General features: G+C 68.6%; 22 protein-coding genes. 13 read left to right on the top strand and 9 right to left on the bottom strand.

Annotated elements, in window-relative coordinates; genetic code table 11:
• The first annotated feature begins 52 nt into the window (after nucleotides 1-52).
• Nucleotides 53-493: a MarR family winged helix-turn-helix transcriptional regulator gene (locus tag KEC55_RS21305; protein ID WP_176045129.1), complete on the top strand. Its 441-nt coding sequence runs from the start codon at nucleotides 53-55 to the stop codon at nucleotides 491-493.
• Nucleotides 494-549: 56 nt separating this feature from the next.
• Nucleotides 550-1,620, top strand: coding sequence for a tetratricopeptide repeat protein (locus KEC55_RS21300; RefSeq protein ID WP_282510468.1), 1,071 nt, complete (start codon nucleotides 550-552; stop codon nucleotides 1,618-1,620).
• A gap of 6 nt (nucleotides 1,621-1,626) precedes the next feature.
• Here the strand turns inward: KEC55_RS21300 and KEC55_RS21295 are convergent, their stop codons facing one another.
• Nucleotides 1,627-2,124 (bottom strand): DUF2938 domain-containing protein, encoded by a 498-nt coding sequence (locus KEC55_RS21295; protein ID WP_282510467.1) that lies wholly within the window; start codon nucleotides 2,122-2,124, stop codon nucleotides 1,627-1,629.
• A 155-nt stretch (nucleotides 2,125-2,279) separates the two neighbouring features.
• On the opposite strand from KEC55_RS21295, the gene KEC55_RS21290 reads away from it, so the two are divergent.
• Both KEC55_RS21290 and KEC55_RS21285 read left to right on the top strand, forming a co-directional pair.
• Nucleotides 2,280-2,705: a helix-turn-helix domain-containing protein gene (locus KEC55_RS21290; protein WP_282510466.1), complete on the top strand. Its 426-nt coding sequence runs from the start codon at nucleotides 2,280-2,282 to the stop codon at nucleotides 2,703-2,705.
• Between the two features lie 86 nt (nucleotides 2,706-2,791).
• Nucleotides 2,792-3,610 carry a hypothetical protein gene (locus KEC55_RS21285; protein ID WP_282510464.1) on the top strand — a complete coding sequence of 273 codons (819 nt, stop codon included), beginning with the start codon at nucleotides 2,792-2,794 and terminating at the stop codon, nucleotides 3,608-3,610.
• A gap of 1 nt (nucleotide 3,611) precedes the next feature.
• Here the strand turns inward: KEC55_RS21285 and KEC55_RS21280 are convergent, their stop codons facing one another.
• Nucleotides 3,612-4,496 carry a helix-hairpin-helix domain-containing protein gene (locus KEC55_RS21280; protein WP_282510462.1) on the bottom strand — a complete coding sequence of 295 codons (885 nt, stop codon included), beginning with the start codon at nucleotides 4,494-4,496 and terminating at the stop codon, nucleotides 3,612-3,614.
• Between the two features lie 180 nt (nucleotides 4,497-4,676).
• Nucleotides 4,677-6,221, bottom strand: coding sequence for a sigma-70 family RNA polymerase sigma factor (locus tag KEC55_RS21275; RefSeq protein ID WP_282510460.1), 1,545 nt, complete (start codon nucleotides 6,219-6,221; stop codon nucleotides 4,677-4,679).
• A gap of 298 nt (nucleotides 6,222-6,519) precedes the next feature.
• Here KEC55_RS21275 and KEC55_RS21270 point away from each other — a divergent pair, with 298 nt between their 5' ends.
• Both KEC55_RS21270 and KEC55_RS21265 read left to right on the top strand, forming a co-directional pair.
• Nucleotides 6,520-6,942, top strand: coding sequence for a hypothetical protein (locus KEC55_RS21270; RefSeq protein ID WP_282510455.1), 423 nt, complete (start codon nucleotides 6,520-6,522; stop codon nucleotides 6,940-6,942).
• A 43-nt stretch (nucleotides 6,943-6,985) separates the two neighbouring features.
• Nucleotides 6,986-7,801: an SH3 domain-containing protein gene (locus tag KEC55_RS21265; RefSeq protein ID WP_282510453.1), complete on the top strand. Its 816-nt coding sequence runs from the start codon at nucleotides 6,986-6,988 to the stop codon at nucleotides 7,799-7,801.
• 126 nt (nucleotides 7,802-7,927) lie between these two features.
• Here the strand turns inward: KEC55_RS21265 and ilvD are convergent, their stop codons facing one another.
• The 5 genes from ilvD to KEC55_RS21240 form a co-directional block, all read right to left on the bottom strand.
• On the bottom strand, nucleotides 7,928-9,787 hold the full coding sequence (gene ilvD, locus KEC55_RS21260; protein WP_282510451.1) for a dihydroxy-acid dehydratase: 1,860 nt from the start codon (nucleotides 9,785-9,787) through the stop codon (nucleotides 7,928-7,930).
• A 280-nt stretch (nucleotides 9,788-10,067) separates the two neighbouring features.
• Nucleotides 10,068-11,090, bottom strand: a complete 1,023-nt coding sequence (locus tag KEC55_RS21255) for an Ldh family oxidoreductase (RefSeq protein ID WP_282510449.1) — start codon at nucleotides 11,088-11,090, stop codon at nucleotides 10,068-10,070.
• A complete protein-coding gene (locus KEC55_RS21250; protein ID WP_282510447.1) occupies nucleotides 11,083-12,675 on the bottom strand; it encodes an aldehyde dehydrogenase (NADP(+)) in 1,593 nt (530 codons plus the stop codon). Before KEC55_RS21250 ends, KEC55_RS21255 begins: the two co-directional genes overlap by 8 nt.
• 77 nt (nucleotides 12,676-12,752) lie before the next feature.
• Nucleotides 12,753-14,378, bottom strand: a complete 1,626-nt coding sequence (locus KEC55_RS21245; RefSeq protein WP_176045141.1) for an APC family permease — start codon at nucleotides 14,376-14,378, stop codon at nucleotides 12,753-12,755.
• Nucleotides 14,379-14,605: 227 nt separating this feature from the next.
• A complete protein-coding gene (locus KEC55_RS21240; RefSeq protein ID WP_282510444.1) occupies nucleotides 14,606-15,526 on the bottom strand; it encodes a dihydrodipicolinate synthase family protein in 921 nt (306 codons plus the stop codon).
• A gap of 251 nt (nucleotides 15,527-15,777) precedes the next feature.
• On the opposite strand from KEC55_RS21240, the gene KEC55_RS21235 reads away from it, so the two are divergent.
• The 4 genes from KEC55_RS21235 to KEC55_RS21220 are packed head-to-tail and all read left to right on the top strand — an operon-like array spanning nucleotide 15,778 to nucleotide 19,329.
• Nucleotides 15,778-16,710: a 4-hydroxyproline epimerase gene (locus tag KEC55_RS21235; RefSeq protein ID WP_282511375.1), complete on the top strand. Its 933-nt coding sequence runs from the start codon at nucleotides 15,778-15,780 to the stop codon at nucleotides 16,708-16,710.
• Nucleotides 16,707-17,834, top strand: coding sequence for an NAD(P)/FAD-dependent oxidoreductase (locus KEC55_RS21230; RefSeq protein ID WP_282510442.1), 1,128 nt, complete (start codon nucleotides 16,707-16,709; stop codon nucleotides 17,832-17,834). Before KEC55_RS21235 ends, KEC55_RS21230 begins: the two co-directional genes overlap by 4 nt.
• Nucleotides 17,831-18,064, top strand: a complete 234-nt coding sequence (locus KEC55_RS21225; RefSeq protein ID WP_040139619.1) for a 2Fe-2S iron-sulfur cluster-binding protein — start codon at nucleotides 17,831-17,833, stop codon at nucleotides 18,062-18,064. The genes KEC55_RS21230 and KEC55_RS21225 overlap by 4 nt, the downstream gene beginning before the upstream one ends.
• On the top strand, nucleotides 18,061-19,329 hold the full coding sequence (locus KEC55_RS21220; RefSeq protein WP_282510437.1) for an NAD(P)/FAD-dependent oxidoreductase: 1,269 nt from the start codon (nucleotides 18,061-18,063) through the stop codon (nucleotides 19,327-19,329). The genes KEC55_RS21225 and KEC55_RS21220 overlap by 4 nt, the downstream gene beginning before the upstream one ends.
• A gap of 74 nt (nucleotides 19,330-19,403) precedes the next feature.
• Here KEC55_RS21220 and KEC55_RS21215 read toward each other — a convergent pair whose 3' ends face one another.
• Nucleotides 19,404-20,348 carry a LysR substrate-binding domain-containing protein gene (locus KEC55_RS21215; RefSeq protein ID WP_282510435.1) on the bottom strand — a complete coding sequence of 315 codons (945 nt, stop codon included), beginning with the start codon at nucleotides 20,346-20,348 and terminating at the stop codon, nucleotides 19,404-19,406.
• Between the two features lie 168 nt (nucleotides 20,349-20,516).
• On the opposite strand from KEC55_RS21215, the gene gtdA reads away from it, so the two are divergent.
• The 3 genes from gtdA (at nucleotide 20,517) to maiA (ending at nucleotide 23,007) form a co-directional block, all read left to right on the top strand.
• Nucleotides 20,517-21,560 (top strand): gentisate 1,2-dioxygenase, encoded by a 1,044-nt coding sequence (gene gtdA, locus KEC55_RS21210; RefSeq protein WP_282510433.1) that lies wholly within the window; start codon nucleotides 20,517-20,519, stop codon nucleotides 21,558-21,560.
• Nucleotides 21,561-21,641: 81 nt separating this feature from the next.
• Entirely contained in the window at nucleotides 21,642-22,340 is a 699-nt protein-coding gene (locus tag KEC55_RS21205) for a fumarylacetoacetate hydrolase family protein (protein WP_282510431.1), read from the top strand.
• 25 nt (nucleotides 22,341-22,365) lie between these two features.
• Nucleotides 22,366-23,007, top strand: a complete 642-nt coding sequence (gene maiA, locus KEC55_RS21200; RefSeq protein WP_282510429.1) for a maleylacetoacetate isomerase — start codon at nucleotides 22,366-22,368, stop codon at nucleotides 23,005-23,007.
• Nucleotides 23,008-23,019 lie beyond the last annotated feature (12 nt).

Genomic DNA, 23,019 nt, shown 5'->3' with positions numbered 1-23,019 from the left:
TCGCCAGGGCGCGAGCCGCGGCCTGCTGGCGGCTTGACCCTATAATCGGCTGATGGACAAGACCTACGAGAACCGGATCGGCTACCTGATCGCCGACGTGGCCCGCCTGAACGGACGCCTGTTCGACCGGCGCGCGAAGCGCATCGGGCTGACGCGGGCACAAAGCCGCGTGCTCGCGTACCTGACGTGGAAGGGCGAGATGAACCAGGCGCGGCTGGCCGAATGGCTCGAGATCACGCCGATCTCGCTGACGCGCCTGCTCGACCGGATGGAAGGCTATGGCTGGATCGAACGCATCGCGAACGACGACGACCGACGCGCGTTCGTGATCCGTCTGACCGACAAGGCGCGCGAGATCTTTCCGCAGATGCTGGAAGTGGGCGATACCGTCGCCGACGACGGGCTGCGCGGCTTCACGCCCGACGAGCGCGATACGCTGGTGCGGCTGCTCGGACGTGTGCGCCACAACCTGATCGACTGCGGCGGCGAGTGACGCGGGCGGCCGTTCGGGCGCACCGTTTGCAACCATAAAAAAGAGAACACTGAGAGATGACCCAGGCACGACGAATCGGCCGGAAGACCCGCATTGCGATCCTCATCGCGCTCGCACTGATACTGATCCTCGGGATCGGCGTTGTCTGGCTCGCGCACGACGATGTGCCCGAGACGTTCGACGCATCGATGGCAAAGGCGCAGCGCGGCGACGTGGACGGCGAATTCAACGTGGGGCTCAGGTACGAGCACGGCGACGGCGTCGAGCGGAATCCCGTCGAAGCCGCGAAGTGGTACAGGCGGGCCGCCGATCACGGCGATGCATCTTCGCAGAACAATCTCGGCACGCTTTACGAAACCGGCGTCGGCGTGACGCAAAGCCGTTCGGAGGCCGTGAGCTGGTACCGGCGCGCGGCCGCGCAGGGCAATGCGAATGCATGGTGCAATCTCGGCCGCGCGTACGAGGACGGCGAAGGCGTGCCGCGGGATCGTACGGAAGCGGTGCGGCTCTACCGGCTTGCAGCCGACCAGGGGCTGGCCAGGGGGCAGCTGTACCTGGCGATGATGTACGACGCCGGCGCCGGCGTGCCGCAGGATTTCGCGGAAGCCGCCAAATGGTACCGGCGCTCGGCGGACCAGGGCGATCCGCAGGCGCAGAACAGCCTCGGCTACCTGTACGACACCGGGCATGGCGTGAAGCAGAGCGACACCGAGGCGTTCAAGTGGTATCGGCTCGCCGCGGAACAGGGCAACGCGAACGCGCAGAACAATCTCGGCCTGATGTATGAAAACGGGCAGGGTGTGCACGAGGACGACGCCGAAGCGGCGAGCTGGTACCGGCTCGCCGCGGCGGGGGGCGTCGGGAACTCGCTGTTCCGGCTGGGCATGCTGTACTACGTGGGCAGCGGCGTTGACCACGATCCGATCGCCGCGAATGCGCTTTTCGGTCTGGCTGTCGCAGCCGGCGACGCGCGCGCACAGGCCTATCTCGATCAGGGCGCGAAGCTCACGGCGCCGGCCGATATCGAGAAAGCCGCGCGGCTGCGGGCCGAGATGAGCCAGCCGGGAAAACTGCTCGACGCGCTCGACCATTACGAGGAAACGGCGCAACGAAGCGACGACGGCTGATGCCCGTCAACGGCCCAGTGCCGCAAGCGTGAACGCCGCGAGATAGAGCCCCACGCCATACGACAGATGCGTGGTGAGACTGCGCCGGCGCGCGACGCCCGGATGCGGCGTGCGCGATGCGGCGATGCCGAAGCCGAACGCCGGCTGCATCACGAAGAACGGGGCGACCACGCTGACAAGGCCGGCGACGAGTGCAGGAAGCGGCGTCGGCGTGGCGATCCATGCGGTGCCCGCGATCATGACGGGCAGCGCCGCGAACGCAATGCCGATCGCGTAGTGTGCGATCCAGCCGAGAGGACGCTCGCCCGGCACGGGCGGCGCGGCGACGATCGACACGTGCCGGAACCGGCCTTGCAGCATGTGGCCGAGCCAGCGGCCGACCAGTGCGTAGTCGAGCGACGGCGTGCCGAACGCTCGCCGCCGGAACAGCGTCCACAGGTCCAGCAAGAGCGTGGCGCCCGTGCCAATCAGCAGCACGTCGAGCACGATAGCGGGCATATTCATCGCACACCTCCGAAGCGGACGGCTGCTGCGCGGTCTGGTGCAATACGGGTTGGTTTCAGCGGTTTCAGCGGTTTCAGCGGTTTCATGGCGTTTCAGGCTTGTGTTCGTGAAGTCGAGCGACTATCTTGCAACTTCAAGTTCACTTGAGGTCAAGCATGAGCCGTCTGGACATTGCGGACGTGGCGCGGCGCTCGGGATTGCCCGCGTCGACGCTGCGCTACTACGAGGAAAAGGGGCTGATCGTCGCCAACGGCCGGCACGGGTTGAGGAGGCAATACGACGAATCGGTGCTGGAGCGGCTGGCGCTGATCGCACTCGGCCGCGAGGCCGGTTTTTCGCTCGACGACATCCTCGCAATGGTCGGCGCGGACGGCCAGCCCGCGATCGATCGCGCGAAGCTCGACGGCAAGGCCGACGAACTCGACCGCACGATCCGCCGTCTCGGCGCAGTGCGCGATATGCTGCGCCACGCGGCCGTGTGCCCGGCGCCAAGCCATCTCGAATGTCCGTCGTTCCAGAAGCTGCTGCGCATCGCCGCACATCGTCGTCCGGCGCGTCGCGCGAAGGCGGACGGTGCGTAGACCGCCCGTGCGATGCGCGTGCTGCAGGGTGGCGGTGCTGCCGGCCCCGGCCGGAAGTCGAAAACGAAAAACAACGGGGTTGCCGCGTGTCGATATTGCTTGCGCCATTGCTGGTGCTTTATGTGCTTCCGGCCGCGTATGCGGCATCGAAGGTCGGGCCGCATTACGGGTTTCTCGCGGGGTGCGCGACGATGGCTGCCGTGCTGGCGGCGCAGACCACCCTGCTGACGTGGGGAACCGCATGGGTGAAGCGGCGGCGTGGGGGCGTCGGGCAGGCCGGTACGGCCGCGCCGGCCACGCCGGCCGTACCGGCAGATAGTCCGGACGGCGAACCGGATGACGACGCTGGCGACGCGCCCGATGTGCCGCTTCGATACGGCGAGCATGCAAGATTCAAGCAACTGGTTCTGATTGCCGGCGATGCGCGGCCCGACGTCGCGCGCCGTTTCTACGACAACGCGAAGCGGACGATCGAAGCGTTCGTGGACGTCGAGACCGGGCGCGACGATTCGGGCGCGGCGATGGTGTCGCTGGCCGAACTTGCCGCTGCAGATGGCTCGCCGGCCGCGCCACCTGACCAAACGCTGACCGTGTTCGTGTCGAACGACGGCGCATGGTCGGGGTTCCGCGTCGGCGACGACAGCTTCCGGTTTCGCCACGGCGCGATCACGGGGCTGACACTCACGATGGTGATGCCGGTTCGCTGGAACGGCGACTATATGGTGACGTTCCGGTTCGACGTGCCGAAACGGGGAGCGGTCGGCGTGTACGTCACGCAATCGGCGTGGTTCGATCTCGGCGTGGAACACTCCGGCCGCAGGTCACGCGCGCTCACCCACGCATGTCGCGAGATTGCGTCCGTGCTCGATGCGGCGTTCGATGTCGACGAAACCTCCGACGACTGACTCATCCCGCGTAATACACGCGGCATTCCATCTCGCGTCCGCGCACGATGCGCTTGCCGACGAGCGATCCGTACGTTTCGGTGAAAACGGTGCGCTGGCTTTCGCACTGTACGGCGTCGTAGAAATAGAGCGAGACCCAGTCCGTCGGGCGGCCGGCTTCAGGCGTGCGCATCGCGGCATGCAGGCTCAGTGCCGTGAAATGCCAACCGCCTTTGGTCATGTGCATCACCACCGGCGGTGGCACATAGCTGTCCGCGTTCAGGCGCCGTTGCGCGAGCGTCGGCAGCACGCCGGCGGCCGCCTTGTTGCGGTACTGGCGGTCGATGTAGAGCAGCAGCTCGACGGGCGGCTCCGTGCCGGGCCCGGCATGTTGCATGTGACCCTGCCAGCGCCGGCGGCGGCTCAGCACGTCGTCGAGCGCGGTGAGGATGCCGGCGGCGCGGCGCGGGCCGACGCCCGAGATCGTTTCGAGCTGGCCATTGCGGGCCGCGCGTTCGAGTTCCTCGAGCGAATCGATATGCAGCAGGTCGTGAATGCGCAGCGCGAGCGCGTGGCCGATGCCCGGCACGGCTTCGAACGCGGACGTGCGTTGGGCGTCGCCGCACAGCCGGTCGAGCTGCCGCCAGCGGCCGGTCACCAGCAACTCGGCGATTGCCTGTGCGACGCCCGTGCCGATCTCGGGCAGCGCACCGAGCGCGTCGGTGCCGCCGGATTCGAACACGGTGCGGAGATCACGGTCGAGCGCATCGACCGTCTCGGCCGACGCACGGTAGGCAGCGACCCGGTAAGGATTCGCGCCCTGGTCGGCCAGCCGCTGCGCGGCCTCGCGCAGGCAGGTCGCGATGTGCCGGTTTTCCTCGAACGTTTGGCTGGCGGTCGTCTGCATGGCAAGGGACCTGGGGAAGCTCAAACGGAATGGACACGGCGAACGATGCGCCGGTCGGCGTTTCACCATTGTCGCGACACGCGACGAAGAAAACTTGATGCACGTCAATGGCAAACGTAGCACATGCGCGAAGCGCACGGTCGTGCCGGTTGGGGGCACGACCGTGTGTCGCGTGTGCGCTTACGCGTCGAGGAACGACTGCGCGTTCTCGGCCTCGGCAGCCGTGCGCAGCGCGGCGAGCGCCCGTTTCTCGATCTGCCGCACGCGTTCGCGGGACATGCCCGCGTCCAGCGCGATGGCGTCGTACGTATCGGGCTCGGCGCCGCCGAGGCCGAACCGCCGGCTCAGCACGTCGGCCTCGGCCGGCGTGACCGACCGGAGCAGCGACCGCACACAGTCGCGCATGCGCGTGTCGGCCAGTTGCTCGAACGGGCTGGCCGAGGTTTGATCCTCGATCAGCTCCACGAGCCCGGTGTCCGCGTCGGGCAGCGGCGTGTCGAGCGAAAGGGGCTCGGCCGGCAGCGCGAGCACCGCGCGCACCTTGTCCTCGGCGAGGCCGATTTCTGCCGCAAGCTCGGCCGGCGTCGCCCGGCGGCCCGTGCGCTGGCGAAAGCGCAGCGCATGCCGCTGTACGCGCTGGTACTGGTCGCCGACGTGCACGGGCACGCGGATCGTGCGAGCGCGATCGGCAACCGCACGCGTGATCGCCTGACGGATCCACCAGGTCGCATAGGTCGAGAACTTGAACCCGCGACGGTATTCGAACTTCTCGATCGCCCGCATCAGGCCGAGGCAACCGTCCTGCACGAGATCGGACAGGTCGACGCCGCGGTTCATGTACTTGCGCGCGATCGACAGCACGAGCCGAAGGTTCGCCTCGAGCATCGCGCGCGTCGCGTCGCGCACCTTCTGCTGGCCATCGCTCAGTGCAGCCGCGAGAGCCCGCCGCGCGACCGCGTCGAAGCGGGCGGCTTCTCCCGTCACAGCGTCATGCGGTGCGGTTGCGAGCGCGCGCACGATGCGGCTGGCGTCGTCGACGGCCGGTGCAACCCACGCAAGCGAACCGAGCAGGGCGGCCACGGCGTTGCGCGCGTCGCGGTATGCGTCCGAACGGACGCCGTGCGCGTGCAACGCGTCGCGCAACGTCGCCACAGCGGCCTGCAGATCGTCGTAGCGGGCGGGGGCGGGCGTGTCGCCTTCGTCTTCATCGGCCGAGCCGGTTGCGCCGGTCGCACCCGTTGCACCCTTCGCATCGTGACGCGCAAGCAGCGCGTCGACGGCCGCCGGAGACCCGGCGAGCGCGTGCAGCACCTGATGGCGACCCGTCTCGATTTCGCGGGCAAGCACGATTTCGCCTTCGCGCGTGAGCAGCGGCACGGCCTGGATGCGGCGCATGTAGAGCGCGAGCGGATCGGTCGATGCACTCGTGCCGCGTGCGAGGTCGCCGAGCATGGCCCGGCCCTCGTCGAGCGTGTCGCGATCGACGTCGACCGGCGCCGTGCCGGCGAACGGCGCAGGCACGGCCGGCTCGTCGAGCACGGCGATGCCGATGTCGGCGAGCGCGGCGCGCACGACGTCGAGCGCATCGGGGCTGTCGCTTTCAGGCGGCAGCGCGTCGACGAGGTCGGCGTGTGTCAGATAACCCTGTTCGCCGGCAAGCGCCAGCAACTGGATGATCGGATCGAGCGGTGTGTCCGCCCGGGGAGTGGGGCGTGGCGTAGTCATGTCGATGGCGGCGCGAGCCGCGTTCCTGTCTGGGCGGGCCGAAGTCCGCCGGTGGGCGGCCGCCGGTCATTCGCGAACACCTGTCCGCGCCGGTCAGCCTGACATCGTTCAAGTTGAGGGCATTTGCGCCAACTTCAACGTGGGCGCCGCGGACGGGCGAGCACACCGCATGCCCGCCTGCACCGTCCGGGGCAGGAAACAAAAAGTAACCGATCATACGCGCGGAAATCTGCAGGGGACGTAAGCTAGAGTCAGGCGCGCGCCCGGCGGCGGCGCGCGGATTCTGCCGGAGCACGAGATGAACCCGATTTCCGCCGCGAGGCCCGCCGTCATCGCGCTGGCCGCGCTGACGCTCGGCGGCTGCTACTACACGAGCCCGTACGGTTATGCACCTTATTACGCACCGGTGCCCGCCACGGTGACGCAGCGCGAAGTCCCGGTTGCACCGGCCGCGCCCGGTCCGGCCCCTTCCACGGCGCCTGCCACGCCGGACTACGTCGAGGCGCAGACGCCGGTGTATGTCGCACCGGCCTATGTGCCGCCGCCGTATCCGTATTACTACCCCGCGTATTACTCGGGCTGGTACGGGCCGCCCGTCACGATCGGCTTCTGGGGACGTTGGGGCGGCGGATACTGGGGCGGGCGAGGCGGGTACTGGCATCGTCCGTGGGGCGGCGGGAGTTGGGGTGGCGGCCACTGGGGCGGCGGCCATCGGCACTGATCGGCATTGACCGGCGCGCGGCGGCACCGCGCGGGAGAGCATCATGAGGAACACGTTTGTCCGAAGTCTGTGCGTCGTCCTGGCCGGCCTTGCGGCCGCACCGGGTATTGCCGACGCGCAGAGCAGCGCTTACACGAACTCGCCGGCCGAGCTGTTTGCCGGGCCGGCGCCCGATTATCCGGTGGTCGCGCAGATCCCGCCCGATACCGCGCTGGACGTATTCGGCTGCCTGAGCGACTACTCGTGGTGCGACGTCGCGCTGCCGGGCGTGCGCGGCTGGATCGATGCGCAGTTGCTCGAGTATCCGTACCAGGGCAGCTACGTGCCGTTGCTCGAATACGGCGCGATCATCGGGGTCCCGGTGACGGGATTCGCGATCGCCGCGTACTGGGATCGTTATTACCGGCACCGCCCGTGGTACCACGACCGCGATCGCTGGGCGCATCGTCCGGAACCGAGGCTCGGCCCCGGAGGCATGCCGCCGGGACAAGGCCGTCCGCAACCGGGCGGGCCGATGCAGGTTGCACCGGGCGGCCCGCCCGTGCACGACGCGCGGCCGTCGGCTGCACGCGGCGGCTGGAACGGTGCGATCCGCACGCCGCCGCCGGCAGCACCGGCGCCTTCACCGATGCCGGGCGGGGCGGGCAACGCGCGTCCGGCCGGCCCGCCGCCGGCCGTGTTGCGCCCGCCGCCCGCGCCGGGTGGCGAGGCGCGTCCGATGCCACCGCCGGTGCGCCAGGGGGGCGGGGGCGGCGGCGGTTATGCGCGGCCGCAAGGTGGCGGAAATGGTGGCGGCAACCACGGTGGTGGCGGCGGTGGAGGCGGGGGAGGTGGCGGCCCCGAAGATTTCCGTCACTGATGTCGCCGGCGCTGTGGATACCCCCAAGCGCCGGACGAAAAAAAGCCGCTCCGGAGAGCGGCTTTTAAATCGGGCGAGCGGTCGGTTGCGTCGCGCGCAACCGACTGCCGGCAATGGCCCGTTGCGTCAGTCGTCCAGCAGCGACAGGTCGCGCACGGCGCCCTTGTCGGCCGACATGACCAGCTTCGCGTAGGCCTTCAGCGCGGCGGACACCTTGCGCGGACGCGGCTGCGCCGGCTTCCAGCCCTTCGCGTTCTGCTCTTCGCGGCGGCGCGCCAGTTCCTCGTCCGACACCAGCACGTCGATCGTGCGGTTCGGGATGTCGATGCGGATCTTGTCGCCGTCGCGCACGAGACCGATCGCGCCGCCTGCCGCCGCTTCCGGCGAGCAGTGGCCGATCGACAGGCCCGACGTGCCGCCCGAGAAGCGGCCGTCCGTCAGCAGCGCGCAGGCCTTGCCGAGCCCCTTCGACTTGATGTAGCTGGTCGGGTAGAGCATTTCCTGCATGCCGGGGCCGCCCTTCGGGCCTTCGTAGCGCACGATCACCACGTCGCCGGCCTTGACCTTGTCGTTCAGGATGTTTTCAACGGCTTCGTCCTGCGATTCGGTCACATGCGCCGAGCCTTCGAACACGAGGATGCTTTCGTCGACGCCGGCCGTCTTCACCACGCAGCCGTCGAGCGCGATGTTGCCCGTCAGCACCGCGAGGCCGCCTTCCTTCGAGAACGCATGCTCATACGAGCGGATGCAGCCTTCGGCGCGATCGAGGTCGAGGCTCGGCCAGCGCGTGTTCTGGCTGAATGCAACCTGCGTCGGGATGCCGGCCGGGCCGGCCATATAGAACGTGCGGACCGCTTCGTCCCGCGTGCGGACGATGTCCCACTGGTCCAGCGCATCCTTCAGCGTCGGTGCGTGGACGGTCGGCACGTCGGTATGCAGCTTGCCGGCGCGTTCGAGCTCACCGAGGATCGCCATGATGCCGCCAGCGCGGTGTACGTCCTCGATGTGGTACTTGTTCGTGTTCGGCGCGACCTTGCACAGCTGCGGCACCGAGCGCGACAGGCGGTCGATGTCCTTCATCGTGAAGTCGATGCCGGCTTCCTGCGCGATCGCCAGCAGGTGCAGGATCGTGTTGGTCGAGCCACCCATCGCGATGTCGAGCGTCATCGCGTTCTCGAACGCGGCGAAGCCGACCGAGCGCGGCAGCACGCGTTCGTCGTCCTGCTCGTAGTGCTGGCGCGTCAGTTCGACGATGCGGCGGCCGGCGCGCTTGAACAGCTGTTCGCGATCGGCGTGCGTGGCGACCACCGTGCCGTTGCCGGGCAGCGACAGGCCGAGCGCTTCGGTCAGGCAGTTCATCGAGTTCGCGGTGAACATGCCCGAGCACGAACCGCAGGTCGGGCAGGCCGAGCGCTCGACTTCGGCGACTTCGGCGTCGGAATACGACGGGTCGACCGCGATCACCATCGCGTCGACGAGGTCGAGCTTCTTCACTTCGATGGCCTTGGTGACCGGGTTCGCGAGGCGCGTCTTGCCGGCTTCCATCGGGCCGCCCGACACGAAGATCACCGGGATGTTGAGGCGCATCGCGGCCATCAGCATCCCCGGCGTGATCTTGTCGCAGTTCGAGATGCAGACCATCGCGTCCGCGCAGTGCGCGTTCACCATGTACTCGACCGAGTCGGCGATGATGTCGCGGCTCGGCAGCGAATACAGCATGCCGTCATGGCCCATCGCGATGCCGTCGTCGACCGCGATCGTGTTGAATTCCTTCGCGACGCCGCCGGCGGCTTCGATCTCGCGCGCGACGAGCTGGCCGAGATCCTTCAGGTGCACGTGCCCGGGCACGAACTGCGTAAACGAGTTGACGACCGCGATGATCGGCTTCGAGAAATCGTCGTCTTTCATGCCGGTGGCGCGCCACAGCGAGCGCGCACCTGCCATGTTGCGGCCGGCGGTGGAGGTTTTGGAACGGTAAGTGGGCATTGTGATTGCTGAAGAAAGATCGCGAAAAAGGGTGGAGGCACGGGGAATAAAGGCCTCTCTCGCGCCCGTGCGAACAACCTCTTGAGCTGCGCCCTGGGCAAACCCGGCGATTATCCCACAGCCGCCGCGGGCGTGGCGCCCATGGGGCCGGCGACGGGCATGGGTCGCGTGACGGGCGTGGCGGCTGCGAGCGGCCAGCCCGGCCGGCCCGGCCGGTTCGGGAGGCGGCGGAGTCGTCTTCTCGTCGATGACGAAGCCGCGCCGCCCCCGCGCTCGGGTGTCAGTCGAGCAGCGTCAGGATCTCGTCGTACAGCGCCTTCGGAACCCGCACGCCGTTCGCGATGCTGCGCGCGCGGGCGTCGAAGCGCCGTTGCGACGGCAGCCGCGCACCCTGCGCGACGATCGATTCGAACATCCGTTCGCCGCGTGCGAGGCCCGCATCGAGATCGTCGCCGAGGAACACCTTCGGATCGAACGCGATCACGAGTTCGCCGTGGCACGGCGTCGCGCCGACGCCTTCGTCGAAGTCCATCGATTCGCGGCTGGTCATGTCGCCGATCAGCGCGCCGCCGAGCAATTCGACCATCGCCGCGAGCGCCGAGCCCTTGTGGCCGCCGAATGTGCGCATCGCGCCCTGCAACGCAGCCTTCGGGTCGGTGGTCGGCTGGCCGTCGGCGTCGATCGCCCAGTGCGATGGAATCGCCTTGCCTTGCTTCGCGTGCAGCTCGATGTCGCCGCGCGCGATCGCGCTCGTCGCGAAATCGAACACGAATGGCTCGCTGCCGGGGCGCGGCCATGCGAACGCGATCGGGTTTGTGCCGAACACGGGTTCGCGGCCGCCTTCCGGTGCGACCCAGCTATGGCTCGGATTCATCGCGATGCCGACCAGCCCTTCGGCGGCAATCGCCTCGACCTCGGGCCACAGCGCCGAGAAGTGGTAGCAGTGATTGATCGTCATCGCGGCGATGCCGTGCTGCTTCGCCATCTCGACGAGCACGGGCAGCCCGGTTTCGAAGCTCAGCAGCGAAAAGCCGCGATGCGCGTCGACGGAAACGATCGACGACGACAGCTTGCGCAGCGTCGGCACAGCTTGCGGATCGACCTTGCCCTTCTTCAGCGAACGCACGCAGACGAGCAGCCGGTACACGCCGTGCGAATGGCATTCGTCGCGCTGGCCCTGCGTGATGACGTTGGCAATGGCCCGCGCATGCGCGTCGGACATCCCGTTGTGCGTCAGCACGCGCAGCGCGAGCGCATGGACTTCATCGAGTGACAGGACGACTTCGGCGGTTTGCTCAGTCATGGTTCACCTCGCGCGGCGCGGGCACGCCGTCGATGCGTTGCGGCACGTGCAGCGGATTGCCGTCGCGGATCGCGTCCGGCAGCAGCGCGTCCGGCAGGTCCTGGTACGACACGGGGCGCAGGAAGCGCTCGATCGCGCGTGCGCCGACGGACGTCGTGCGCGTGTCGGAGGTCGCCGGGAACGGGCCGCCGTGCACCATCGCGTGGCCGACCTCGACACCCGTGCCGAAGCCGTTGACGAGAATGCGGCCGGCCTTGCGTTCGAGCGTTGGGCGCAGCGCGGCGAACAGCGTCGCGTCGCCGTCGGTGAGATGCGCGGCGATCGTCAACTGGCCTTCGAGCGATTTCAGCACGCGATGCAGCGTATCGGCATCCGGGCAGCGGACGATCAGCGACGCGGGGCCGAATACTTCGTCGCGCAGTTCCGGATGCGCGATGAACGCGTCGGCCGAGGTCGCGAACAGCGCCGCGCGGGCCTGATGGCGGCCGCCTTCCGCGCCTTCCGCCAGCAGCTCGACCGCATCGTGACCGCGTAGCGCCGCGACGCCTTGCGCATAGCTCGCGTGGATATGCGGCGTCAGCATCGTCTGCGCGGCCGCCGCGCGCACCGCATCGGCCGACGCGGCTTCGAACGCGCGCAGCGCCGGGCCGTCGACGGCGAGCACCAGGCCGGGGTTCGTGCAGAACTGGCCGGCGCCGAGCGTGAGCGATGCGACGAACTGCGGCGCGATGGTGTCATGGCGCGCATCGAGCGCGGCGGGAAACAGCAGCACGGGATTGATCGAGCTCATTTCCGCATAGACGGGAATCGGCTCGGGGCGCGCGGCCGCGATATGCATCAGCGCGACGCCGCCGCGACGCGACCCGGTGAAGCCGACAGCCTTGATGCGCGGATCGGCGACGAGCGCCTGGCCGATCTCGCGCGAGGCGTCGAACAGCAGCGAGAAGACGCCGGCCGGCATTCCGCATTCGCGCGCGGCCTGCTGGATCGCGCGGCCGACGAGTTCCGACGTGCCCGGATGTGCGGAATGGGCCTTGACGATCACCGGGCAGCCGGCTGCCAGCGCCGATGCCGTGTCGCCGCCGGCGACCGAGAACGCGAGCGGGAAATTCGACGCACCGAACACGGCGACGGGCCCGACCGCGACGTTGCGCAGGCGCAGGTCGACGCGCGGCAGCGGCTTGCGCTCGGGTCGCGCCGGATCGATCCGTGCGTCGAGAAAGCCGCCGTCGCGCACGAGCGAAGCGAACAGCGCGAGCTGGCCGACCGTGCGGCCGCGTTCGCCTTCGATGCGTGCGCGCGGCAACCCCGTTTCGATGACGCAGCGCTCGATCAGGTCGTCGCCGAGCGCCATGATGTGGCGGCCGATCGCGTCGAGAAACGCGGCGCGCGCTTCGAGCGGCGTTTCGCGATAGAGGTCGAACGCGTCGTCGGCGAGCGCGCAGGCCGTCTCCAGGTCGCGCAGGCTCGCGCCGCCGAAAGCGGGTTCGATCGGTTCGCCGGTTGCGGCGGCGATCGCGTGGAGGGTGCCGTTCTGTCCGGCGACGGCGGACTGGCCGATCAGCAGTTGACCTGTGAGTTGCATGGTTTTCCTCGGAAAAAAAGCAGGGGCCGGGCGTGGTGCGCCCGGCCGCAGGGATCATGGGAAACGGCGGGAGTGCGTCAGTCCTCGTCGTCGTCGAGCTGCAGCTTGTCGGCGCGCACGCCGGTGTTGGCGCCCCAGTAGTAGATGGCGAGCGCGACGGCCGCGACGACGACCGTGTCGTACGGATGTGCGAGCTGGCCCGTGCCGCCGAAGCCGCCGAGATACGACAGCACGATCATCGCGGCATAGAACGCGATCAGCCACGCGGACGAGCGCACCTGTTCGGCGAGGCTCAGGTGCGCGGTCGGCACCCAGCGGCGGCACGCGAGATAGATGACGAACATCACGATCTGCAGGCCCAGCAGCCAGGACACCGTGCTCCAGCCCGACCAGTAGACGATCAGCGCGGCGATCACGAACGACGCGGGGCCGGTGATGCCGAATGCCACCGCACGGAACGGCCGCGGCAGGTCGGGCGCGGTGCGGCGCAGCGCGGCGACCGAGACCGGCGCGACCGCATAGCTCAGCACGAGCGCGGCCGACACGATGTTGATCAGCGCTTCCCACGACGGGAACGGCAGCGTCCAGAAGATCGCGAGGCCGAACGTGAGCCACAGGCCGGCGCGCGGGATGCCCGACGCTTCGTCGACACGCGTGAACACCTTGAAGAACGTGCCCGTCTTCGCCCAGCCGTAGACGACGCGTGGCGTCGCGTTCATGTAGATGTTGCCGCAGCCGCTCGGCGAGATCATCGCGTCGGCGACGACCATCACCGCGAGCCAGCCGACGCCGAGCGCGAGCGCGATGTCGCGGTACGGCAGCGAGAACGCCTTGCTGACGTCGTGCCAGCCGGCGGCGAGCATGGCGGTCGGGATGCTGCCGATGAACGCGAGCTGCAGCAGCACGTAGATCAGCGTGGACAGCAGGATCGACAGGATCAGCGCGATCGGGATCGTGCGCTGCGGATTGCGCACCTCGCTCGCGACCGACACGATCGGCGTGAGGCCGAGATACGCGAAGATGATGCCGCCCGCGGACACGGCCATCTCGATGCCCGGCATGCCGAACGGCGCGAAGCCGTGCACGGTCAGGTTCGCGGGCTTGAAGAACGTGAACAGCACGCCGATCACCGCGAGCGGTACGATGAACTTGAAGATGCTGATGATGTTGTTCGCTTTCGCGAACGTCTTCACGCTCGAATAGTTCAGGTAAAAGAAGAAGCAGAGAAGTGCTGCCTGCACGAGCCAGCCGAGCGTCGTCGGGTCGCTCGATCCTTCGGCCGTCAGGCCTGGAAACCACGCGGCCGCATACTGGCGCGCGGCGACGACTTCGATCGCGATCAGGCTTGAAAAGGCGATCAGCGTGATGAAGCCCATCAGGTAGCCGAGCAGCGGGCCGTGCGAGAACACCGGATAGCGTACGACGCCACCGGCGCGCGGCAGCGCGGCGCCGAGTTCGCAGTAGACGATGCCGAGCAGCAGCACCGCGAAGCCGCCGAGCAGCCACGAGAAGATGCCGGCCGGGCCCGCGATCGTCGACACGTGACTCGCGGCGAACAGCCACCCCGAACCGAAGATGGCGCCGAGACCGATGAACGTGAGATCGGTCAGCGACAGCTGTTTCTTGAACTTGCCGTGACCCGCGTCGGGGTGCGCGGAACGGGAAAGCGGGACAGACGGTTGAGCGTTGCCTTGGCCTGGCATGGGCTTGTCTCCTGGGGAATGGCGGTACAGGCGTGAGCTGCGCGCGCTCCGACGGAGCAGCGCGCACGCCTGCCGGCCGGCGTCGCCCGGTTCGAATGACCGGGGCGGGACGCGGCCCGTTCACGCGCGGCGCGGGCTGGCGCCGGTGCAAACGGGCCCGCGGGCCAATGCCGGACCGGAGACGGCGGCGAGCAGGGGAAGCCTGCGCGCCGCCGCAGGGGAGTCGATCAGAGACCGACGTCGGGCAGTGCCGGGCGCGTTTCGAGCGCCTTCGCGACGATCGCCTTCACTTCCGCGAGCGTGTCGCCCTGCAGCGCGAGGCGCGGCGGACGCGTGATCGCGCTGCCGCGGCCGACCAGCTCTTCGCACAGCTTGATGCACTGCACGAGGTCGGGGCGGGCATCGAGGTGCAGCAGCGGCATGAACCAGCGGTACAGCGCGAGCGCTTCGTCGAAACGCTTCTGCTTCGCGAGGCGGAACAGCGTCTCGCCTTCCTTCGGGAACGCGTTCGACATGCCCGACACCCAGCCTTCTGCGCCGACCGCGATGCTCTCGACCACGACGTCGTCGAGGCCCGCGAACAGCACGAAACGATCGCCGACCGCGTTGCGCAGGTCGATGAAGCGGCGCGTATCGCCCGACGAATCCTTGAAGCAGACGATGTTCTCGCAATCCTGCAGCGCGATCAGCACGTCGGGCGTCACGTCGTTCTTGTAGATCGGCGGGTTGTTGTAGACCATCACCGGCAGGTCGGTGCTGGTTGCGACCGCGCGGAAGTGCGCAGCGGTTTCATGCGGCTTCGCCGAGTACACGAGCGCGGGCATCACCATCACGCCGTCGACGCCGACGCGCTGCGCTTCACGCACCGTGTTGCGCGCGAATTCGGTCGTGAATTCGGCGATACCGGCGATCACCGGAATCTTGCCGCCGGCCGCGTCGCGCGCAGCCTCGATCACCTGGAGCTTCTCGCTCGTCGACAGCGACGTGTTTTCGCCGACCGTGCCGCAGACCACGAGGCCCGACACGCCGTCGTTCACCAGGTTCTTCACCACGCGGTGCGTGGCGTCGATGTCGAGGGAAAAGTCCGGCTTGAACTGGGTGCTGACGGCCGGGAAAACCCCGGTCCATTGAATGGATTTGCGGCTCACTGAAATCTCCTACGTTCGTATCGGTCGGCCGACAGGGGTGTCGGTGTGGCAACCAGTATCGCCGCGCAAATGCCCATCACGCTTGAGTCGTATCGCGGAGCAAAATGACGAAATCGGCACAGCGGCCGGCAGGGGCGCGACGGGCGCGTCGCACTATGCCGATTTCGTCGTCGTCCTCATCGAAAAGCCACAAGCGGACGGACGCGCGACGGAGGAAGCTATGCTCCTTTCCCCACTTCGGACGGCTCATGATGAAGCGCATCCAGATCATCGATTCGCACACGGGCGGCGAACCCACTCGGCTCGTCGTGTCCGGCTTCCCGTCGCTCGGCAGCGGCACGATGGCCGAGCGCCGCGACGTGCTCGCGCGCGAGCACGACCGTTACCGCACCGCGTGCATCCTCGAGCCGCGCGGCAGCGACGTGCTGGTCGGCGCGCTGCTCTGCGAGCCCGTATCGCCCGACGCGGCGGCCGGCGTGATCTTCTTCAACAATAGCGGCTATCTCGGGATGTGCGGGCACGGCACGATCGGCGTCGTGCGCACGCTATATCACATGGGCCGCATCGCACCCGGCGTGCACCGGATCGAAACACCCGTCGGCACCGTCGAGGCGACGCTGCACGACGACCTGTCGGTCAGTGTGCGCAACGTGCCTGCGTATCGCCATGCGCAGGGCGTCGCCGTCGACGTGCCGGGATACGGCCCCGTGAAGGGCGATATCGCGTGGGGCGGCAACTGGTTCTTCCTGATCAGCGACCACGGGCAGCGCGTGACCGGCGACAACGTCGCGGCGCTCACCGCGTATGCGTCGGCCGTGCGCGAAGGGCTCGAACGCGCTGGGATCACCGGTGCGAACGGCGGCGAGATCGACCACATCGAGCTGTTCGCCGACGACGCCGAACACGACAGCCGCAGCTTCGTGCTGTGCCCGGGCCTCGCGTACGACCGTTCGCCGTGTGGCACCGGCACGAGCGCGAAGCTCGCGTGTCTCGCGGCCGACGGCAAGCTTGCCCCGGGCGCCGTGTGGCGGCAGGCGAGCGTGATCGGCAGCGTGTTCCACGCGAGCTACGAGCAGGCCGACGGCGGCATCGTGCCGACGATCCGCGGCAGCGCGCACCTGAGCGCGGAAGCGACGCTGCTGATCGAGGAAGACGATCCGTTCGGCTGGGGCATCGGGTCGTGAGCGAAACGAAGACCGACGTCGTCGTGATCGGCGCCGGCATCGTCGGCGCGGCGTGCGCGCACGAACTCGCGCAGCGCGGGCTGCGCGTGCTCGTCGTCGACGACGCGAGCGGCGGCGCGACCGGCGCGGGGATGGGCCACCTCGTCGCGATGGACGACAACGCGGCCGAGCTGGCGCTCAGCCATTACTCGATCGAACTGTGGCGCGCGTTGAGTGGCGACATGCCGGAAGGCTGCGCGTACCGCAACTGCGGCACGCTGTGGCTCGCGGCAGACGCGCACGAGATGGATCTGGCGCGCGCCAAGCAGGCGACGCTTGCCGCGCATGGCGTGGCCGGCGAGCTGATCGACGCGGCGACGCTCGCGCAACTGGAGCCGATGCTGCGCACGGGTCTTGGCGGCGCGCTGAAGATTCCCGGCGACGCGATTCTCTATGCGCCCGTCACCGCGAACTGGCTGCTGCAGCGCGCACCGCGCATCACGTTGCGCCGCGACCGGGCGGTCGCGGTCGATGGCCCGAGCGTGACGCTCGCAACCGGCGACACGCTGCGCGCGGAGCGCGTGGTCGTCGCGAATGGCGTTGCAGCGCGCACGCTGCTGCCCGAATTGCCGCTGCGCCCGAAAAAGGGCCACCTGCTGATTACCGATCGTTATCCGGGCCAGGTGTCGCACCAGCTCGTCGAACTCGGTTATGCGGCGAGCGCGCATGCGAGCGACGGCACGTCGGTCGCGTTCAACGTACAGCCACGGCCGACCGGCCAGTTGCTGATCGGCTCGTCGCGCCAGTTCGACACCGAGGATGCGCGCGTCGAGCCGCCCGTGCTGGCCCGCATGCTGCGCCGCGCGGTGGGCTACCTGCCGGATCTGGCCGACCTGAACGGCATCCGCTCATGGACCGGATTCCGCTCCGCGAGCCCCGACGGCCTGCCGCTGCTCGGCGAGCACCCGGCGCGGCCGGGCGTGTGGCTCGCGGTCGGGCACGAAGGGCTCGGCGTGACGACCGCGCCGGGCAGCGCGCGGCTCGTCGCCGCACTGATGACCGGCGAGCGGCCGCCGATCGATATCGAACCGTATTTGCCGGGACGCTTCCTGACCGCGTCCCCCGTAGCCGGAGCGCTGACATGATCATTCATCTGGACGGCCGCGCGCTGACGGTGGCCGACGGCGCGACCGTCGCGGCCGCCATTGCGGCGAGCGGCGACGACACGACGCGGGTGTCGTGCACGGGCGCGGCGCGTGCGCCGTTTTGCGGGATGGGCGTTTGCCAGGAATGCCGGATGACGATCGACGGCCGGCGCCGGCTGGCATGCCAGACGCTGTGCCGCGACGGGATGCAGGTGGAGCGTACGCGATGAAACAGGAACGATTGAGCGTCGACGTCGCGATCGTCGGCGCGGGCCCGGCCGGGCTGTCGGCCGCACGGGCTGCAGTGAAGGGCGGCGCGACGGTCGCGATCGTCGACGACAACCCGCGCGCGGGCGGGCAGATCTGGCGGCAAGGCGCGGCGGTCAAGCCTGCGCCGGTTGCCGCCGAACGCCTCGCCGTGCTGCGGCAGCCGAACGTCACGCATCTCGCGGCGACGCGCATCGTCGCCGAAACCCAGCCGGGCACGCTGCTGCTCGAGGATGACGAACGCGGGCTGCTGCTCGATTTCCGGACGCTGATTCTTTGCTGCGGCGCGCGTGAGCTGCTGCTGCCGTTTCCGGGCTGGACGCTGCCGGGCGTTACCGGGGCGGGCGGCCTGCAGGCGCTGATCAAGTACGGCCTCGACGTGAGCGGGCAACGCACGGTGATTGCCGGCAGCGGGCCGCTGCTGCTCGCGAGCGCGGCGACGGCCCGTCAGGCCGGCGCGCGCGTGTCGCACGTACTTGAACAGGCCGCATGGGGCGACGTGGCCGGTTTCGCCGCGGGATTGTGGCGCTGGCCGTCGAAGCTCGCGCAGGCCGCGAAGCTCGTCACGGCCGCCTACCGGCCCGATGCGCATGTCGTCGAGGCATTCGGCGACAAGCGACTCGAACGCGTTCGGATCCGTCAGGGCGACCGCGAGTTCGAGGTCGATTGCGACCGGCTCGCGTGCGGCTTCGGCCTCGTGCCGAACATCGTGCTGCCGAGCCATCTCGGCTGCCGGATCGACAACGGCATGGTGGCGGTCGATGCGCACCAGCGTACGAGCCGCGAAGGGGTGTTGGCGGCGGGCGAGTGCACGGGCGTCGGCGGCAGCGAGTTGGCGATGGTCGAAGGCGAGATCGCCGGTTATGTGGCGACCGGGCAGACGGCGCAACTGGCCGCGCTGATTGCGCAGCGCGCAGACTGGCAGGCGTTTGCGGATGCCGTGCGTGAGCGTTTCGCGATCCGCGAGCCGATTCGCCGGCTTGCGCGGCCCGATACGCTGCTATGCCGCTGCGAAGACGTGCGTTTCGATGCAGTCGCGCAAGAGCCGGGCTGGACGGCCGCGAAACTGCAGTCACGTTGCGGGATGGGTGCATGCCAGGGCCGCGTGTGCGGTGCGGCTGCGCAGGCGCTGTTCGGCTGGACGCCGCCGGTGCCGCGCACACCGCTCGTGCCCGCGCGGGTCGGCACGCTGATGCTCGACGGCACGGCATCCTGCGACGGCGCGTGACGCACGCGCTGTTGCGGCAACGCGGCAACGCGGCAACGCAGCAACGCGGCCCGGTTGACACCGGGCCGCGTCATTCATTCCACCTTCACTTTCTCCCATCCGCCGACCTGCGGCGCCGCGCAAGCGCGCAGGCACTCGATCGTCGCGGCCACTGCCGCGCGATTCGCGCTGTCGGGGTGCCAGTACATCGACACCGCGCCCTGGCCTTCGAGCCGCATCGGCAGGATCCGGATCGCGTTCAGTTGCGCAAAGCGCTGCGCGGCACGATGCGACGCGACGCCGAGCAGGTCGGTGTTGTTCAGCAGCGTGAGGTTGAGGATCGACGAATTCGATTCGACGCAGTGCGGCGGCCGCACGCGGCCGGCGGCCGTCAGCGCGGCCTCCAGCGCATTGTGTACGGGCGTGCCCGACGGCCACACGATCCACGAATAGGCGAACACGTCGTCCCAGTCGACGGACGCCGCACCGGCGAGCGCGTGGCCGGGCCGTGCGACGAACACGACCGGATCGACATACAGCGCTTCGGCGCGCAGCAGCGGATCGACGGAGGTCGAGCCCGAGCGGCCCACGACGATATCGAGTTCGCTGCGCGCGAGCTGCGGCATCAGCTGGTTCATCGTGCTTTCGGTGAGCCGCACCTGCGCGCGCGGCATCCGCTTCAGCAGTTGGGACACCGCGAGCGGCACCGTATCGGCCGCCGCGACCCCCGATGTGCCGATCGTCACGAGGCCGCTGCCGCCTTCACGCAGTGCGGCCATGTCGTCGCGCGCGACGTCGAGCTGCGCTTCCACGCGGCGCGCGTGCTCGATCAGCGCTTCGCCGTAAGGCGTCGGCCGCAGGCCGCGCGCATGCCGTTCGAACAGCGGCAGCCCGACATCTTCTTCCAGCTCCTTCAGCCATTTCGACAGCGCGGGCTGCGTGGTCGCGAGCGCGACCGCTGACTGGCTCAGATTGCCGGTGCCGGCCAGGCTCAGCAGTACCTGCAGATGCCGCAGTCGCAGCCGGTGGGTCCAGTCCATCGCATGCCTCGTCGCAAGAAGGTATATCCATAACTATATGGATCAGATGATTTCACCATTTTACCGGGTATGGCTGCGTCGAATATAAATTCATTCACGGACTGCTGCACGGTCCCCGACCAGACAGACCCGGCGCCGACGCCGATCGGCCGCCTTCAAGGAGACATCATGACGACCCATCCGGACGCGCCGCGCGCCGCCTACTACGCACGGATCGCCGAGCAGCGCCTGGCGCCGCTGTGGGAATCGCTGCACAACCTCGTGCCGAAATCCCCGCAGCCGGCCGCGCAAGCCGCGATCTGGAAATACGCGCAGGTGCGCGACCTCGTGATGCAGGCCGGCAGCGTGATCAGCGCGGAAGAAGCCGTGCGCCGCGTGCTGGTGCTGGAGAACCCGGGGTTGCCCGGCAAGTCGAGCATGACGCCGACCCTGTACGCGGGGCTGCAGCTGATCCTGCCGGGTGAGATCGCGCCGAGCCACCGGCATACGCAGTCGGCGCTGCGCTTTATCGTCGAAGGGCGCGGCGCATGGACGGCCGTGAACGGCGAGCGCACGACGATGCATCCGGGCGACTTCATCATCACGCCCTCGTGGGCGTGGCACGACCACGGCAATCCGTCGGTGGACGAGGGCGGCGAGCCGGTCGTGTGGCTCGACGGGCTCGACATTCCGCTCGTTGCGAATCTCGACGCCGGTTTCGCGGAGAACTACCCGGAAGCCGTGCAGCCCGTGAATCGCCCGGAAGGCGACAGCCTCGCGCGCTTCGGTCACAACATGGTGCCGGTGCGGCATCGCGTGAGCGATCCGACGTCGCCGGTGTTCAGCTATCCGTATGCCCGCACCCGCGAGGCGCTCGACGCGCTTTACCGGAACGGCGAGCTCGATGCGTGGGACGGCGTGAAGCTGCGCTATGTGAACCCCGCGACGGGCGGCTGGCCGATGCCGACGATCGCCACCTTCATGCAGTTCCTGCCCGCCGGTTTCGACGGACGCACGTACCGCAGCACCGACGCGACGATCTACTGCGTCGTCGAGGGCAGCGGCACCGCGCACATCGGCGGCAACGCATTCGAATTCGCGCCGCACGACATCTTCGTCGCGCCGTCGTGGGCGCCCGTGCGGCTGTCGGCGTCGTCCGACAGCGTGCTGTTCAGCTATTCCGACCGACCCGTGCTGTCCGCGCTGAATCTGCTGCGCGAAGCGCGCGACTGACGCCGGCGCGTTCAACGAACTGTTTTCCGTGCGCCGTCGTGGCGGCGCGCCCCTTCATTCATGCCTAAGCTGGAGCCGTTCATGACTTTCGTTTTCCCGCCCGAAGCGCCCGTGGCGCTGCCCGTTGCCGGCAGCGATGCCCGATTTGCGGTCCGCCGCGTCTATTGCGTCGGCCGCAACTACGCGGCCCATGCGCGCGAAATGGGCTTCGATCCCGATCGCGAGCCGCCGTTCTTCTTCTGCAAGCCGGCCGATTCGATCGTGCCGGTCGCGTACGGCGAAACGCTCGATCTCGCGTATCCGTCGCAGACGCAGAACTATCACTACGAAGCCGAACTCGTCGCGGTGATCGGCAAGGGCGGGTCGGACATTCCGCTCGAACGCGCGCTCGAACACGTGTGGGGCTATGCGGTCGGCCTCGACATGACGCGCCGCGACCTGCAGATGAAGATGCGCGAAATGGGCAGGCCGTGGGAAATCGGCAAGGCGTTCGACCGCTCCGCGCCGATCGGGCCCGTGCATCCGGCAAGCGACGTCGGTCATTTCGAACAGGGCGGCCTGTGGCTGACCGTCAATGGCGCGACGAAGCAGAAGAGCGACGTGTCGCACCTGATCTGGTCGGTCGCGGAAACGGTGGCCGACCTGTCGAAGTTCTTCCGCCTCGAACCGGGCGACGTGATCTTCACGGGTACGCCGGAGGGAGTCGGCGCGGTGGTGGCGGGCGACGTGATGAAGGTTGGCGTCGAGCGTCTCGGCGAACTGACCGTGCGCGTGGTCTGACGCATCTTCCCCGAAAGGTTACATCGTGCAACTGCATAGTTTCTTCAACAGTTCGACGTCCTACCGGGTGCGCATCGCGCTCGCGCTGAAAGGGCTGCCGTACGACACGCTGCCCGTGAACATCCGCACCGGCGAGCATCGCGATGCCGCTTATGTCGCGCAGGTGAACCCGTCGGCGGCGGTGCCGGCGCTGATCGACGGCGATTTCCGCCTCGGCCAGTCGATCGCGATCCTCGATTACCTCGACCAGATCCATCCGGATCCGCGGCTGATTCCGATCGAGTCGCGCCGCCGGGCGCGCGTGCTGGAACTGGCCGCGTTGATCGCGTGCGACATCCATCCGGTCAACAACCTGCGCGTGCTGCGCTATCTCGACAGCGAGCTGAAGGTTACGCCGCAGCAGAAGACCGCGTGGTACCGGCACTGGGTCGCGGAGGGGATGGCCGGCGTCGAGCGGCTGCTCGCACGCGCGGACGAGGGCCCGTGGTGTTTCGGCGATACGCCGACGCTGGCCGACGTGTGCCTCGTGCCACAGGTCGCGAACGCGTTGCGGATGGATTGCGACCTGAGCGCGTATCCGCGCAGCCTCGCGGTGTATGAGCACGCGCGGCACGAGCCGGCTTTCGAGGCCGCACAACCGCAGCGGCAACCGGATTACGTCGCGTAACAAGAAGCAGGA

The sequence above is a fragment of the Burkholderia cepacia genome (genome assembly GCF_029962485.1).
Taxonomy (GTDB): Bacteria; Pseudomonadota; Gammaproteobacteria; order Burkholderiales; family Burkholderiaceae; genus Burkholderia.
The sequence above is the reverse complement of the archived record's forward strand: the minus strand, read 5'-3'. Positions and strand labels throughout refer to the sequence as shown.

Bases quoted from the DNA above. Each gene is read 5' to 3' on its own strand.
- KEC55_RS21270 (WP_282510455.1), top strand. From the start codon at position 6,520: ATGAACCCGATTTCCGCCGCGAGGCCCGCCGTCATCGCGCTGGCCGCG.
- KEC55_RS21235 (WP_282511375.1), top strand. From the start codon at position 15,778: ATGAAGCGCATCCAGATCATCGATTCGCACACGGGCGGCGAACCCACT.
- KEC55_RS21265 (WP_282510453.1), top strand. From the start codon at position 6,986: ATGAGGAACACGTTTGTCCGAAGTCTGTGCGTCGTCCTGGCCGGCCTT.
- KEC55_RS21295 (WP_282510467.1), bottom strand. From the start codon at position 2,124: ATGAATATGCCCGCTATCGTGCTCGACGTGCTGCTGATTGGCACGGGC.
- ilvD (WP_282510451.1), bottom strand. From the start codon at position 9,787: ATGCCCACTTACCGTTCCAAAACCTCCACCGCCGGCCGCAACATGGCA.
- KEC55_RS21275 (WP_282510460.1), bottom strand. From the start codon at position 6,221: ATGACTACGCCACGCCCCACTCCCCGGGCGGACACACCGCTCGATCCG.
- KEC55_RS21255 (WP_282510449.1), bottom strand. From the start codon at position 11,090: ATGACTGAGCAAACCGCCGAAGTCGTCCTGTCACTCGATGAAGTCCAT.
- KEC55_RS21215 (WP_282510435.1), bottom strand. From the start codon at position 20,348: ATGGACTGGACCCACCGGCTGCGACTGCGGCATCTGCAGGTACTGCTG.
- gtdA (WP_282510433.1), top strand. From the start codon at position 20,517: ATGACGACCCATCCGGACGCGCCGCGCGCCGCCTACTACGCACGGATC.
- KEC55_RS21250 (WP_282510447.1), bottom strand. From the start codon at position 12,675: ATGCAACTCACAGGTCAACTGCTGATCGGCCAGTCCGCCGTCGCCGGA.
- KEC55_RS21305 (WP_176045129.1), top strand. From the start codon at position 53: ATGGACAAGACCTACGAGAACCGGATCGGCTACCTGATCGCCGACGTG.
- KEC55_RS21205 (WP_282510431.1), top strand. From the start codon at position 21,642: ATGACTTTCGTTTTCCCGCCCGAAGCGCCCGTGGCGCTGCCCGTTGCC.
- KEC55_RS21300 (WP_282510468.1), top strand. From the start codon at position 550: ATGACCCAGGCACGACGAATCGGCCGGAAGACCCGCATTGCGATCCTC.
- KEC55_RS21245 (WP_176045141.1), bottom strand. From the start codon at position 14,378: ATGCCAGGCCAAGGCAACGCTCAACCGTCTGTCCCGCTTTCCCGTTCC.
- KEC55_RS21220 (WP_282510437.1), top strand. From the start codon at position 18,061: ATGAAACAGGAACGATTGAGCGTCGACGTCGCGATCGTCGGCGCGGGC.
- KEC55_RS21290 (WP_282510466.1), top strand. From the start codon at position 2,280: ATGAGCCGTCTGGACATTGCGGACGTGGCGCGGCGCTCGGGATTGCCC.
- KEC55_RS21225 (WP_040139619.1), top strand. From the start codon at position 17,831: ATGATCATTCATCTGGACGGCCGCGCGCTGACGGTGGCCGACGGCGCG.
- KEC55_RS21280 (WP_282510462.1), bottom strand. From the start codon at position 4,496: ATGCAGACGACCGCCAGCCAAACGTTCGAGGAAAACCGGCACATCGCG.